Raw genomic sequence first — 13,487 nt, 5'->3', positions numbered from 1 at the left:
CGAGCCTGAAATAGTTCCCCCCGATGTTCGACATCCCTAGACTCCCTGCGATGGGGGAAATTCGGGGGACAACTCAGTGGGGCATGGAGTGCCGGAACTCGTACTGGAATCAAACGGACGGACCTGGACGCTCGATCCGTCCAGGTCGTACACCCTGGGACGCGATCCGCAGGGGGATGTCGTGGTGGACGATGCCAGGGTGTCCTGGCGTCATGTCACGATCAGCTTCAACGGGCGCAGTTGGGTCGTCGAGGACCATGGCAGCACCAACGGCACGTTCGCGCAGGGCCAGCGGATCCATCATCTGGAGATCAGCTCCGACACGGCGCTGAACCTGGGCAACGCGAACGACGGGCCGCGTGTGACCCTGTCCGGCGCCGTGGCCCCGGCCGCCTCGCCGCAGCAGCCGTACGCCGCGCAGGGGGTGCAGGGGGCGGCCCCGGGCTGGGTCCAGCAGGGGCAGCAGCAGGCGCAGGCCCAGGGCGGCTGGCAGCAGCAGCAGCCGCAGCAGCCCGCGCCGCACGTGCCGCAGCAGCAGGGCCCCGGGGGCGCCGCGGGGGCGGCGCCGATGTACGGCGACCGCAGTCCGACCACGTTCCACCAGTTCTCGCTCGGCCGCGTGATGCGGATCGGCCGTGCTCTGGAGAACGACCTGGTCGTCTCCGACCTGCAGGTCTCGCGCAACCACGCCGAGTTCCACTCGACGCCCGACGGTCGCATGGAGATCCGCGACCTGGGCTCGCACAACGGCACCTACGTCAACGGTATGCCGATCGCCAAGGGCGGGACGCAGCTGCTCGGCCCGGCCGACATCGTCGGCGTCGGCCACTCGACGTTCCGGATCGTCGGTGACCGGCTCGAGGAGTTCGTCGACACCGGTGAGGTGTCCTTCTCCGCCCGGCACCTGACCGTCACGGTCGACGGCGGCAAGCAGATCCTCAAGGACGTCTCCTTCGGCGTGCCCGAGAAGTCGCTGATCGCGGTCATCGGCCCGTCCGGCTCCGGCAAGTCGACCCTGCTCAAGGCGCTCACCGGGTACCGGCCGGCCGACCAGGGCGAGGTCCTCTACGACAACCGGAACCTCTACAAGCAGTTCGCCGAGCTGCGCCAGCGCATCGGTCTGGTCCCGCAGGACGACATCCTGCACAAGGAGCTGACCGTCAAGAAGGCCCTCAAGTATGCGGCCAAGCTCCGCTTCCCGGCCGACACCACGGCCGCCGAGCGCGATGCCCGCATCGACGAGGTGCTGCGCGAGCTGAAGCTCGACATCCACAAGGAAAAGAAGATCACGTCCCTCTCCGGCGGCCAGCGCAAGCGGGTCTCGGTGGCACTGGAGCTGCTCACCAAGCCGTCACTGATCTTCCTGGACGAGCCGACCTCGGGCCTCGACCCGGGCATGGACCGCGATGTCATGCAGTTGCTGCGCGGACTCGCCGACGACGGGCGCACCGTTCTCGTGGTCACCCACTCCGTGGCCGAGCTGGCGATCTGCGACAAGCTCCTGGTGATGGCGCCAGGAGGCTCGGTCGCCTACTTCGGCCCGCCCGACGAGGCACTGAACTTCTTCGGCTACGACACCTGGGCCGACGTCTTCTCCGCATTCGAGAACTATCGCGACTACGACTGGGCGGGCCGCTGGAAGGGCTCGCAGCACTACCAGATGTACGCCGCGGACATCGACGCGGTCGCGCCGCAGTCCGTACCGACCCCCCAGATGCAGGCGCTGCGGCCGCCGAAGCCGCAGGGCTGGATGTCGCAGTTCGTCACCCTGGTGCGCCGCTACGTCTCGGTGATCGCCTCCGACAAGGGCTTCCTCGCCCTGACGGTGATACTGCCGGCCGTTCTCGGCGCGGTCAGTCTGCTCATCGACCCCGACAAGGGGCTGCTGCCGAACGTGCCCAACCAGGCCGGCCAGATCCGTCCCAACGGCACCGCCGCCACGGTCCTGCTGATCCTCGCGGTCGGCGCCTGCTTCTCCGGCGCCGCGAACTCCGTACGTGAGCTGATCAAGGAACGGGTCATCTACGAGCGGGAACGCGCGACGGGGCTGTCCCGCTCGGCGTATCTGATGTCCAAGGTGTTCGTGCTCGGCATGGTCACCGTGCTGCAGGGCCTGCTGGTCGGCGTCATCGGTTTCTCCAGCCGGGAGATTCCCGAGGAGGGGCTGGTCCTCGGTGGCTTCACCCTGCTCGAGCTGTCCATCCCGATCATGGCGCTGGGCTTCACCTCGATGATGTTCGGTCTGATCATCTCTGCGCTGGTGAAGACCGCCGAGAAGACCATGCCGCTGCTGGTGATGTTCGCGATCATCCAGGTCGTGTTCACCGGCTGCCTGTTCGCGCTGCACGGCACGGTCGGCGTCAACCAGTTCTCGTTCCTGATGCCGTCGCGCTGGGCGGTCGCCGCCTCCGGTGCCACGTTGGACTTCAACCTGATCAGCCCACCGGAGACGCCGGGCGACACCGATCCGCTGTGGGAGCACACCGCCGGGACCTGGCTCATGGACATGGGCGCGCTCATCGCCCTCGGCGTGATCTGCGGCTTCTTCGTGGCCCGCTTCCTGCGCCGGCACGAGCCCGAGGTCATGCGCAAGTGACCGGTGCGGTGACACGCGGACGGTGACCCGCGCGGTGACCCCGCCATCCGTACGCTGTACGCACGCCGAAGGGCGGCACCCCGTCAGCAGGGGGTGCCGCCCTTCGGCGTACGTGTTCGCGAGAAGAGGTCCGCGCCGGCCTCAGTACGCGCTGTTGACGTTGTCGATGGTGCCGTAGCGGTCGGCCGCGTAGTTGGCGGCGGCGGTGATGTTGGCGATCGGGTCGTAGATGTTCCAGGACGTGCCGGACACGTGGTACGCCTGGAAGGTCGGCGGGATCACCTGGAGCAGGCCCTTGGACGGGATGCCGTTGATGGCGTTGATGTCCCAGTCGTTGATCGCGTTCGGGTCGCCCGAGGACTCCCGGATGATGTTCTTGTGCAGGCCGTGGTAGGAGCCCGGGATGCCCTTGGCCTCCATGATGTCCAGCGACTCACGGATCCAGCCGTCGAGGTTGTCGGTGTAGCTCTTCCGGTCGGGCTTGCCGGCGTCGGCGCGCTTGCCGGTCTCACCGCGCTTGCCACCCCAGTGGCGGTCGCCGGAGCGGCTGGCCGCTTCCTCGGCCTCGCGCTCCCGCTCGGCCTTCTTCTTCGCGTCGGCCGCGTCGGCCTTCTTCTTGGCCGCGGCCGCGTCGGCCTTCTTCTTGGCCGTGATGTCGGTGGCCGCCTGCTTCTTCGCCGCGATCAGCTCGGTCTTCACACCGGAGCCGGCCAGCTGGTCGGTGATGGTGCCCTTGACGTCCTTGATCGGCTCGGTGCTGTACGAGATCCGTGTGGCGGGGACCGCCTCGCTCGTGGTGGTCGTCGACGCGTTGCTCGGCGTGGCCGAGAAGCCGATGGCGGCGGCACCGAAGGCGGCGACACCGGCGACGGCGATCTTGTGATGGCGGTTCAACGCACGGGTATGACCACGGGTGAGGAAGTTCTTCGACATGAGTGGGAGACCTCTTCGACTAGCGCGGAGGTCGCTCAACGTCCGGTGGGGGGCAGGGTTTCTTCCGGCACGAACGCCGTGGGGGACAACCCACGGCACTGAGCGACGGGAGCCATTCTTAGCGGCCGCAAAATAGCGGGGCAAAGGTGTGACGTACGAAGGCGGATAGTGGATCAAGATAGGGCATGAGGGGCGAATCGGACTATCCGCCTCGCCGAGACGCCCGTTTTTTCTCTCCTATCCACCTTCGTACGTGACGTGCGCCCTATGTCCGGCCTCACACCGGGCACCCGCAGTTCTCACTGAGGGTTGCTGGAGCAAGTCATTCCGTGAGGGGTTTTGGCCGGTGCTCCGGCAGGCCGTCGGAGGGCCCCGGCAGGACCGAGGTCCTACGACCTCCGGCCCAGGTCACCGCCGCCACCGGACGGATCCGCGGGGGAGGGACCCGCCGGTACCGTGAGGACATGAGCCACGGTCCCCCGTCCGGTCTCGCCGCGGTGAGCACCGCGCTGCTGGCCATGAGCAGGCACCTCGAGGTGCGCGACGTCCTCAAGACGATCGTCGCCTCGGCGCGTGAGCTGCTCGACGCGCAGTACGCCGCGCTCGGTGTCCCCGACGACCACGGCGGCTTCGCCCAGTTCGTCGTCGACGGCGTCAGCGACGGTCAGTGGAAGGCCATCGGCCCCCTCCCGCGCCAGCACGGCGTGCTCGCCGCGATGCTGCGCGAGGACGGGCCCCAGCGCCTCGCCGACGTGCGCAAGGATCCCCGCTTCGGGGGCTGGCCCAGCGCCCACCCCGACCTGGTCGACTTCCTGGGCCTGCCCATCCGCGACGGCGACGAGGTCATCGGCGCCCTCTTCCTCGCCAACAAGCTGAGGCCTGTGGGGGGACACCCGTCCCAGGCCTCGGACGGTCCCGAGCCGGACGGCGTCTGCGGATTCACCCAGGACGACGAGGACGTCCTCGGCATCCTGGCCCAGCACGCCGCGATCGCCCTCACCAACGCCCGGCTCTACGAACGCAGCCGCGAACTGACCATCGCCGAGGAACGCTCCCGCCTCGCACACGAGCTCCACGACGCCGTCAGCCAGAAACTGTTCTCCCTGCGCCTGACCGCCCAGGCGGCCGCCCGCCTCGTGGACCGCGATCCGTCCCGGGCCAAGGGGGAACTCCAGCAGGTCGCCGCACTCGCGGCCGAGGCCGCCGAGGAGCTGCGCGCCGCGGTCGTCGAGCTGCGCCCCGCGGCCCTCGACGAGGACGGTCTCGTCGCCACCCTCCGCACCCAGGTCCAGGTCCTCGACCGGGCGCACAGCGCGCGCGTGACCTTCACCTGCGAGGGTGTGCGCGCCCTGCCCGCCACCCAGGAGGAAGCGGTGCTGCGTGTGGCCCAGGAGGCGCTGCACAACGCGCTGCGGCACGCTGAGGCCGACCAGGTCGACGTCACCCTGGAACGCAGGGGCAACGGGGCCGTCCTGCGGGTCGCCGACGACGGCAAGGGCTTCGCCCCGGGGATCATCCGCCGCGCGGGACGCCACCTCGGTCTGGTCTCGATGCGCGACCGGGCGAGCGGGGCCGGCGGCAGCCTGACCGTGGAATCGGCGCCCGGCAAGGGCGCCACGATCGAGATGGAGGTTCCCGGTGGCTGACGCGATCAGGGTGCTGCTGGTCGACGACCACCAGGTGGTCCGTCGGGGCCTGCGCACCTTCCTGGAGGTGCAGGACGACATCGAGGTCGTCGGCGAGGCCGCGGACGGCGCCGAAGGAGTCGCCCTCGCCGGCGAACTGCGGCCCGACGTGATCCTGATGGACGTCAGGATGCCGGGCATGGACGGGGTGGACGCCCTGCGCCGGCTCCGCGAACTGGACCACCGCGCGCGCGTGCTGATCGTCACCAGCTTCACCGAGCAGCGCACCGTGGTCCCGGCCCTGCGCGCGGGCGCCGCCGGATACGTGTACAAGGACATCGACCCCGACGCGCTCGCCGGGGCCATCCGCTCCGTGCACGCCGGACACGTCCTTCTCCAGGCCGAGGTCGCCGGTGCCCTGCTGGCCCAGGAGGAGACCCACTCCGGTCAGGGCCGCGCCGGTTCGCTCACGGAGCGGGAACGCGAGGTGCTCGGCCTCATAGCGGACGGACGCTCCAACCGGGAGATCGCCCGAGCCCTCGTGCTCTCCGAGAAGACCGTGAAGACCCACGTCTCGAACATCCTGATGAAACTCGACCTGTCGGACCGCACCCAGGCCGCCCTGTGGGCCGTACGCCACGGGCTGAGCACCTGAGCACCTGAGCCCGGGCCCTCGGGTGCTTCCGGACGCCCGAGGGCCCGACCAGGGCCTGTCCGGCGGATCATGCCGCAGACGTGGGGCCGGCATGCTCTCCCCCGAGCTCTTCGAGCAGGGGGACCCCGTCGCGTCGACGCCCTCCTCGGCCTTGCAGCTGAACGCACCAGTTCTCGCTCACCCTGGTCGGACGGATACCACCGGTTGCCTCCGACTTGATCCGCCGCACCGGCCTGGCCGCCTGGCGGCCGGGTGCGTGACGCCCGGCGCCGTGCGGATGGTTCCCCTCCGGTCCGAGATTCATACTGTCGTGGGAATGCCGCCCAGATGGCGCATCCTTCTTCGCCCCCCGCCGTTGTCCCGTACGTACCGCGGCGCCTGCCGCGGGGACCGCGAGGAGGGCTCGGAAAGTGAAGAACCTGAAGAAGGCAGCGGCCGTGACGATGGTGGCCGGCGGACTGCTCGCCGCCGGTACGGGCATGGCCTCCGCCACCGACGGCGCGCACGCCGACGGTACGGCCGTGGGCTCCCCGGGCGTCGTCTCGGGCAACGTCATCCAGGTCCCGGTCGACGTCCCGGTCAACGTGTCCGGTAACAGCGTCAACGTGATCGGCCTGCTGAACCCCGCCTTCGGCAACGTGGCGGTCAACGGCTGACGCCTGTCACCGAACCGGTGACGACCCCGGCCTCCCGGCCTCACCCGGGAGGCCGGTCGGCATGGTCGTCGCTGTCCGGGGCACCGGGGGCACAAGGGCCGTTCTCCCGGTCACCGACGAACCGGCACTCACCCGACGCCCCGCTCCCGCTCCTCCACCACGGAGCCGTACGCGGCGACCTGCGCCCGCCGGGCCGTCCGCTCCACTGGACGCAGAGCCTCCCCGCGGGCCGCCATCTCCGACGCGCTCACCGCGCCCCCGTGCCCGTTCGTACGGGCCAGCGAAACCAGCGCCCCGACCCGCTGCGCCAGCTCCAGCACCCGCACCGCCCGCGGCGGATATCCCGGTGCCAGCACCTGACGCCCCGGCTCCACCCGCGCCCGGTAGGCGTCGAGCGCCGCCTCGGCCACCGGCCCCGACCCGGCCACGTCCAGCCGCGTCAGGACCTCGGTCGCCTCCCGCAGCGCCTCCGCCAGCTCCCGCTCCGCCTCGCCGAGCGAGGGCACATCGGCGGGCGGTGCCTCCCGTACCGGCAGGCAGTGCCAGACGACCTCCACATGTACATCACCCTCGGGCCCGGCCTCCCGGACCTGGGGCACCAACCCCAGGGCGGCCCCGTGACCGACCACCGCCTCCCCGGCCTCCAGCGCCCGCGCGTTGAACTCCGGCGGCCCGCTCAGCCCCAGCGGATGCCCAGGAGTGGGCAGCGCGATCCGCAGCCCGGTCACCCCGAGCGCCCGCAGCCGGCCCAGCGCCAGCGTGAGGCCCACCGGCGCGGGCTCGCCCGGCAACCCCTCCACCCGGTGCACCGCGTCGTCGCCGACGATGGCGAGCACGGCGTCATCAGGGGAGACAAGACCGGAGAAAAGGGCATTTCCCCATGAGGTGAGACGTCCTGAACGTGGTTCCGAGAGCATGCCTCCACCCTAAGGACAGGACCTATGGGATGTCCGGGCCGACCGGTGGCGTAGATTTCATGGAGGGCTGCGCCCACGGGGGCGGCGGACCGATCACAGGCGTACGACACAGCCGAGACCCGGCCACACTGCAAGGGGAGACAACGCGCTCATGAGCGATGTTCTGGAGCTTCAGGACGTATCCGTGGTCCGCGAGGGCCGGGCTCTGGTGGACCAGGTGTCCTGGTCGGTCAAGGAGGGCGAGCGCTGGGTCATCCTCGGCCCCAACGGCGCCGGCAAGACCACTCTCCTCAATATCGCCTCCAGTTACCTGTTCCCCAGCAGCGGCACCGCCACCGTTCTCGGCGAGACCCTCGGCACCCCCGGCACCGACGTCTTCGAACTGCGCCCGCGCATCGGCATCGCCGGCAACGGCATGGCCGACAAGCTCCCCAAGAACCAGACGGTCCTGCAGACCGTACTGACCGCCGCCTACGGCATGACCGCCGGCTGGCAGGAGGAGTACGAGGAGGTCGACGAGCAGCGCGCCCACGCCTTCCTCGACCGTCTGGGCATGTCCGAGTTCGTGGACCGCACCTTCGGCACCCTCTCCGAGGGCGAGCGCAAGCGCACCCTCATCGCCCGCGCGCTGATGACCGACCCGGAGCTGCTGCTCCTCGACGAGCCCGCCGCCGGCCTCGACCTCGGAGGCCGGGAGGACCTCGTACGCCGTCTCGGCCGCCTCGCCCGCGACCCGATCGCCCCCTCCATGCTCATGGTCACGCACCACGTCGAGGAGATCGCCCCCGGCTTCACCCACGTGCTGATGATCCGTCAGGGCAAGGTCCTCGCCGCCGGCCCGCTGGAACTCGAGCTCACCTCACGCAACCTCTCCCTCTGCTTCGGCCTTCCGCTGGTCGTGGAGCAGGTCGGCGACCGCTGGACCGCACAGGGCCTCCCGATGGCCTGAGACCGGCGACCCGAACCGGGCCCGGCCCGGCTCTGTTCTTGGGAGGATTCAGGGAGCAGACCCAGGAGTTCAGGAACGCGCCAGGACAGGTCCCCCTCAAGAACCGGGCCGAGAAGGTCCGTTCACACCCCGGTGCTCTGTCGGTAACCGGGTGCGCGGTCCTACCATGACGATGTGGACATCGACGCATGGCTCTGGTGGCTGATCGGCGCGGCTGTACTCGGCATCGCGCTGGTGATCACCGCGATGCCCGAACTCGGCATGCTCGCGGTGGGCGCAGTCGCCGCCGCGGTGGTCTCCGGAATCTTCGGTGGCGGTGCCGTGCTCCAGGTCGTGGTCTTCGCCGTCGTCTCGACCGCTCTCATCGCCGTCGTACGGCCCATCGCGAAGCGACAACGCGCACAACGCCCCCAACACGCCACCGGCGTGGATGCCTTGAAGGGCAAACAGGCGGTCGTACTGGAGCGGGTGGACGGCTCCGGCGGCCGGATCAAACTCGCCGGCGAGGTCTGGTCGGCACGCGCCCTCGACTCCGGCCGTGTCTTCGAAGCCGGCCAGGAAGTGGACGTCGTGGAGATCGAGGGAGCCACGGCGATCGTCATGTGACCGCACGACCGACCGCACGACCTGCGCGATCGACCTCGTACGACGTGCTCCCACGGGACAACAACTGGACTGAACCGCCAGCGAGTTGTACTACGGTCTGGCAGACTCGACCAGCAAGATCTTCAGCAGGCATAAGATCTTCCGAAGGCGCCGAGACGAAGAAGGGTACGGGGAACCGACGATGGAACCGGTCATCATCGTTCTGATCATCCTGGTGGTGTTGGTCTTCATCGCCCTGATCAAGACGATCCAAGTCATCCCGCAGGCAAGCGCGGCCATCGTCGAGCGCTTCGGCCGCTACACACGCACGCTCAACGCGGGCCTCAACATCGTCGTCCCGTTCATCGACACCATCCGCAACCGGATCGACCTGCGGGAACAGGTCGTCCCGTTCCCGCCCCAGCCGGTGATCACCCAGGACAACCTGGTCGTCAACATCGACACCGTCATCTACTACCAGGTGACCGACGCGCGGGCCGCGACCTACGAGGTCGCCAGCTACATCCAGGCGATCGAGCAGCTCACCGTCACCACTCTGCGCAACATCATCGGCGGCATGGACCTCGAGCGCACCCTGACCTCCCGCGAGGAGATCAACGCGGCGCTGCGCGGGGTCCTCGACGAAGCCACCGGCAAGTGGGGCATCCGCGTCAACCGCGTCGAGCTCAAGGCGATCGAGCCGCCCACCTCCATCCAGGACTCGATGGAGAAGCAGATGCGCGCCGACCGCGACAAGCGCGCCGCGATCCTCCAGGCCGAAGGCGTCCGGCAGTCCGAGATCCTGCGCGCCGAGGGCGAGAAGCAGTCCCAGATCCTGCGCGCCGAGGGTGAGGCCAAGGCCGCTGCCCTCCGGGCCGAGGGTGAGGCCCAGGCCGTCCGCACGGTCTTCGAGGCGATCCACGCGGGCGACCCCGACCAGAAGCTGCTCTCCTACCAGTACCTCCAGATGCTCCCGAAGATCGCCGAGGGCAACGCCAACAAGCTCTGGATCGTCCCCAGCGAGATCGGCGACGCGCTCAAGGGCCTGTCCGGCGCCATGGGCAACTTCGGTGGCTTCGGTGGTGGCGGCGGCCAGGACGGTGGCAACGGCAACTCGGGCGCCACCACGGAACGCCGGGAGAAGCCCTCCATCGACTGACCCGACGACGGGCAGTACGCGCCGAGCAGAACGCGGCCGGCAGTACGCGGCCGGCAGTACGCGGCCGGCAGTACGCGGCCGGCAGTACGGCGGGGCCCGCTTCCCGAGGGAAGCGGGCCCCGCCGTACTCGTACGAGAAGCAGTTCTAGGCCGCGGGCTGAGCCAGCCACTCCGGCAGCGCGTCCAAGTCATCCCGCCCCAGCGCCAGCAGCATCGCGTCCGCCGGAGTCGGCTCGAACGGCTGCCGCAGCAGTGGCATCCCCGCCTGCTCCGGAGTCCGGTTCGCCTTGCGGTGATTGTCCTCCGTGCACGAGGCCACCGTATTCAGCCAGGTGTCCCGACCACCGTGCGACCGCGGTACCACGTGGTCCACGGTGGTGGCCCGCCGCCCGCAGTACGCGCACCGGTTCCGGTCACGCACCAGCACACCCCGCCTCGACCATGGCGCCCGTCTTCGGAACGGCACCCTGACGTATTGGCAGAGCCTGATCACCCGCGGCGCCGGTATGTCGACCGCGGCTCCCCGCATCCGCAGCTCGGGATGGGCCTGCTCGACGACCGCCTTGTCCTGAAGCACCAGAACGACGGCTCGGTTCAACGTCACCGTCGACAACGGCTCGAAGCTCGCGTTCAGTACCAGCGTGTCCCGCATGTCAGCCCACCTTCCGTGCCCACCGGCCCACCCCTCGGCGGACTGGGATCAACTCTGGCCGGGCACGCCGAGATGGACAACGCAATATCTGCTGCTTCACGGGAGGTGTCCCCCGCCCCCGGCAACAAAAATGCCCGCCCCTGATCAATTCCAAGACCAGGGGCGGGCAAACGTTCCGTGAACGCCGGGATCGGGTCAGGAGCCGGCGGGCACCTCGTACTCACCGATCAGCTGGGCCCGCGCGAGCGTGTGGAACCGCAGGTTGAAGCCCACGGCCGCAGGGGACGCGTCCGAGTCCGGACCGAGCTTCTCCTGATCCACCGCGTACACCGTGAACACATACCGGTGCGGTCCGTCACCGGGCGGCGGCGCCGCACCGCCGAAGTCCTTGGTGCCGTAGTCGTTGCGCGCCTGAATCGCGCCCTCGGGCAGCCCCTCGAACCCGCCGCTGCCCGCCCCGGTCGGCAGTTCGGTCACCGAGGCCGGGATGTCGAACACCACCCAGTGCCAGAACCCGCTCCCCGTCGGGGCGTCCGGGTCGTAGCAGGTCACGGCGAAGCTCCTGGTCTCCGGCGGGAAGCCCGTCCAGCGCAACTGCGGCGAGGTGTTGCCGCCCGTCTGCACCTGGGCTTCCTGGAGCGTCGCGCCCTCCTGGACCTCCCCGCTCGTCACCGTGAACGACGGTACGGGCGGGTGGAAGGCATGGGGGAGCGGACGTCGCTCGAGCTCGGTCACCTCGGTACCTCCTGCTGATCGCCTACGTTCGGTGGGAACCGAGCCTAGAACCAGTTCCGCTTGCTGCCGACCTCCGACAGCCACTGGTTGAGGTAGGCGGCCCAGTCGGTGCCCTGGTAGTCGTTCAGCCCCACCTTGAAGGACCGGAAGGTGTCGCTGCCCTCACTGAACAGACCGGGCTTCTTGTCCATCTCCAGCACGACATCCATCGCCTGGTCGTCGGCCACGAAGGTCAGCTCGACCTGCTGCAGCCCGTGGTACTGCTGCGGCGGGAAGAACTCGATCTCCTGGTAGAAGGGCAGCTTCTGCCGAGTGCCCCGGACATGGCCGCGCTCCATGTCCGCGCTCTTGAACCGGAAGCCCAGCTGGATGAACGCGTCCAGAATCGCCTTCTGTGCCGGCAGCGGGTGCACACTGATCGGGTCCAGGTCACCGGAGTCCACGGCCCGCGCGATCGCGAGTTCGGTGGTCACACCGATGTTCATCCCGCGCAGCGGCTGTCCGTCGATCGTCGTGATCGGCGTCTCCCAGGGGATCTCCAAGCCGAACGGGACCGCGTGCACGGCGTCCGCCTGGAGCTCGAAGGCGCCACCGAGCTGTGACTTGGCGAACTTGATGTTCTGCTTGAACTCCTCGTCGCCGCTCTCGACCTCGACCTTCGCCTGCAGCCCGACCGCCAGACCCTCGATCCGCTGATTCACGGACCCGCCCTGGATCCGTACCTCACCCTGGACGACCCCACCCGGAACGACGTTGACCTCGTGCAGCACCGTCTCGACCGAAGCCCCGCCGGCTCCCAGGCTCGCGAGCAGCTTCTTGAACGCCATGTCTCTCCCCTTGTCGTTCTCTATCGCGTCGTTGCCACATGTGGACCTTCGATCCCTAACAACGCGATCCGGCTCTGGCCGGTTCCGTGTCCGTCACCCTTGCAAGCACGGTGCTCTGTGACCACCCCGTGGCGGAACCCGCCTGGAGTACTCTCGGGCGCCATGATCGCGACCCCCGACCGTACGCCCCTGCCCAGGGAGTTCTTCGACCGCCCCGTCCTCGAGGTCGCCCCCGACCTGCTCGGTCGGCTCGTCGTGCGTAGCACGCCGGACGGTCCGATAGCCCTCCGCCTGACGGAGGTCGAGGCGTACGACGGCCCCAACGATCCCGGCTCCCACGCCTACCGGGGTCGCACCGCCCGCAACGGCGTGATGTTCGGTCCGCCCGGCCATGTATACGTTTACTTCACCTATGGCATGTGGTTCTGCATGAACCTGGTGTGCGGGCCCGAGCACCGGGCGAGCGGGGTACTCCTGCGGGCCGGCGAGATCATCGAGGGCGCCGAGCTCGCCCGCACCCGTCGACTCTCGGCCCGTAACGACAAGGAACTGGCCAAAGGCCCGGCCCGTCTGGCAACGGCCCTGGACGTGGACCGTTCCCTGGACGGTACGGACGTGTGCACCTCGAGCGACACCCCGCTGCGGATGCTCACCGGAACCTCTGTTCCCTCCGATCAGGTCCGCAGCGGCCCGCGCACCGGGGTCTCCGGCGACGGAGCTGTGCACCCCTGGCGCTTCTGGATCGCCGAGGACCCGACCGTGAGCCCGTATCGGGCCCATGTCCCGAAGCGCCGAAGAAGTTGACTCTCCCCTGGAAGATGCGTAATGTGGTCCGAGCCGCTGAACCGGGTACGGCGTTCGCCTGCAGCCGGAAGCGGTCAACCCACTACTTAAGATCACCCTCAAGAGGGTCGAATTCGTCATGTCCTCATGCCTGAATTTCGAACCGGTGAAGCTCGATTATGAATCGAGCGAGGGAATCGGCTAGCGTAGTGAATGCCGAAAGGCCGACGGGCGAAAGCCCAAAGCGTGACGGCAATCCCATCGACTGGGAATCAGGCCCGAAAGGGTCTGATAGAGTCGGAACCGCCGGAAAGGGAAAACGCGAAAGCGGAGACCCGGAAGGCGAAACCCCGAGGAAATCGGATCGGAAAGATCTGATAGAGTCGGAAACGCAAGACCGAAGGGAAGCGCCCGG

Annotated in this window: 13 protein-coding genes; 8 read left to right on the top strand and 5 right to left on the bottom strand. The window is 68.9% G+C overall.

Annotated features, from left to right (window positions below):
- The first annotated feature begins 88 nt into the window (after positions 1-88).
- Positions 89-2,596: an FHA domain-containing protein gene (locus tag ACFYQA_RS06575; RefSeq protein ID WP_388912999.1), complete on the top strand. Its 2,508-nt coding sequence runs from the start codon at positions 89-91 to the stop codon at positions 2,594-2,596.
- 141 nt (positions 2,597-2,737) lie between these two features.
- On the opposite strand, the gene ACFYQA_RS06570 is transcribed toward ACFYQA_RS06575, so the two are convergent.
- A complete protein-coding gene (locus ACFYQA_RS06570) occupies positions 2,738-3,529 on the bottom strand; it encodes a transglycosylase SLT domain-containing protein (protein ID WP_388912431.1) in 792 nt (263 codons plus the stop codon).
- A 464-nt stretch (positions 3,530-3,993) separates the two neighbouring features.
- Here ACFYQA_RS06570 and ACFYQA_RS06565 point away from each other — a divergent pair, with 464 nt between their 5' ends.
- From ACFYQA_RS06565 to ACFYQA_RS06555, 3 genes are all read left to right on the top strand, one after another.
- Complete coding sequence (locus tag ACFYQA_RS06565) at positions 3,994-5,175, top strand: GAF domain-containing sensor histidine kinase (protein ID WP_388912428.1); 1,182 nt, start codon at positions 3,994-3,996, stop codon at positions 5,173-5,175.
- Positions 5,168-5,809 (top strand): response regulator transcription factor, encoded by a 642-nt coding sequence (locus ACFYQA_RS06560; protein ID WP_360036891.1) that lies wholly within the window; start codon positions 5,168-5,170, stop codon positions 5,807-5,809. The genes ACFYQA_RS06565 and ACFYQA_RS06560 overlap by 8 nt, the downstream gene beginning before the upstream one ends.
- Before the next feature lie 410 nt (positions 5,810-6,219).
- Positions 6,220-6,465 (top strand): chaplin, encoded by a 246-nt coding sequence (locus tag ACFYQA_RS06555; protein ID WP_381210325.1) that lies wholly within the window; start codon positions 6,220-6,222, stop codon positions 6,463-6,465.
- Between the two features lie 128 nt (positions 6,466-6,593).
- Here ACFYQA_RS06555 and ACFYQA_RS06550 read toward each other — a convergent pair whose 3' ends face one another.
- Positions 6,594-7,382, bottom strand: coding sequence for a hypothetical protein (locus ACFYQA_RS06550; RefSeq protein ID WP_386395922.1), 789 nt, complete (start codon positions 7,380-7,382; stop codon positions 6,594-6,596).
- A gap of 151 nt (positions 7,383-7,533) precedes the next feature.
- Here ACFYQA_RS06550 and ACFYQA_RS06545 point away from each other — a divergent pair, with 151 nt between their 5' ends.
- From ACFYQA_RS06545 to ACFYQA_RS06535, 3 genes are all read left to right on the top strand, one after another.
- On the top strand, positions 7,534-8,331 hold the full coding sequence (locus ACFYQA_RS06545; protein WP_332426432.1) for an ABC transporter ATP-binding protein: 798 nt from the start codon (positions 7,534-7,536) through the stop codon (positions 8,329-8,331).
- A 174-nt stretch (positions 8,332-8,505) separates the two neighbouring features.
- Positions 8,506-8,937, top strand: coding sequence for an NfeD family protein (locus ACFYQA_RS06540; protein ID WP_386395924.1), 432 nt, complete (start codon positions 8,506-8,508; stop codon positions 8,935-8,937).
- A gap of 181 nt (positions 8,938-9,118) precedes the next feature.
- Positions 9,119-10,075, top strand: a complete 957-nt coding sequence (locus ACFYQA_RS06535; protein WP_388912422.1) for an SPFH domain-containing protein — start codon at positions 9,119-9,121, stop codon at positions 10,073-10,075.
- Between the two features lie 145 nt (positions 10,076-10,220).
- Here the strand turns inward: ACFYQA_RS06535 and ACFYQA_RS06530 are convergent, their stop codons facing one another.
- The 3 genes from ACFYQA_RS06530 to ACFYQA_RS06520 form a co-directional block, all read right to left on the bottom strand.
- Complete coding sequence (locus ACFYQA_RS06530) at positions 10,221-10,727, bottom strand: HNH endonuclease (protein WP_388912419.1); 507 nt, start codon at positions 10,725-10,727, stop codon at positions 10,221-10,223.
- 195 nt (positions 10,728-10,922) lie between these two features.
- Entirely contained in the window at positions 10,923-11,462 is a 540-nt protein-coding gene (locus ACFYQA_RS06525; protein ID WP_388912416.1) for a YbhB/YbcL family Raf kinase inhibitor-like protein, read from the bottom strand.
- 44 nt (positions 11,463-11,506) lie between these two features.
- A complete protein-coding gene (locus ACFYQA_RS06520) occupies positions 11,507-12,289 on the bottom strand; it encodes a sporulation protein (protein WP_388912413.1) in 783 nt (260 codons plus the stop codon).
- A 162-nt stretch (positions 12,290-12,451) separates the two neighbouring features.
- Between ACFYQA_RS06520 and ACFYQA_RS06515 the strand changes: the two genes are divergently transcribed.
- On the top strand, positions 12,452-13,093 hold the full coding sequence (locus ACFYQA_RS06515) for a DNA-3-methyladenine glycosylase (protein ID WP_388912410.1): 642 nt from the start codon (positions 12,452-12,454) through the stop codon (positions 13,091-13,093).
- Positions 13,094-13,487 lie beyond the last annotated feature (394 nt).

It is taken from the genome of Streptomyces sp. NPDC005774, assembly GCF_042871645.1.
GTDB lineage: Bacteria > Actinomycetota > Actinomycetes > Streptomycetales > Streptomycetaceae > Streptomyces > Streptomyces pratens.
This window is presented reverse-complemented; position numbering and strand designations above follow the sequence as displayed.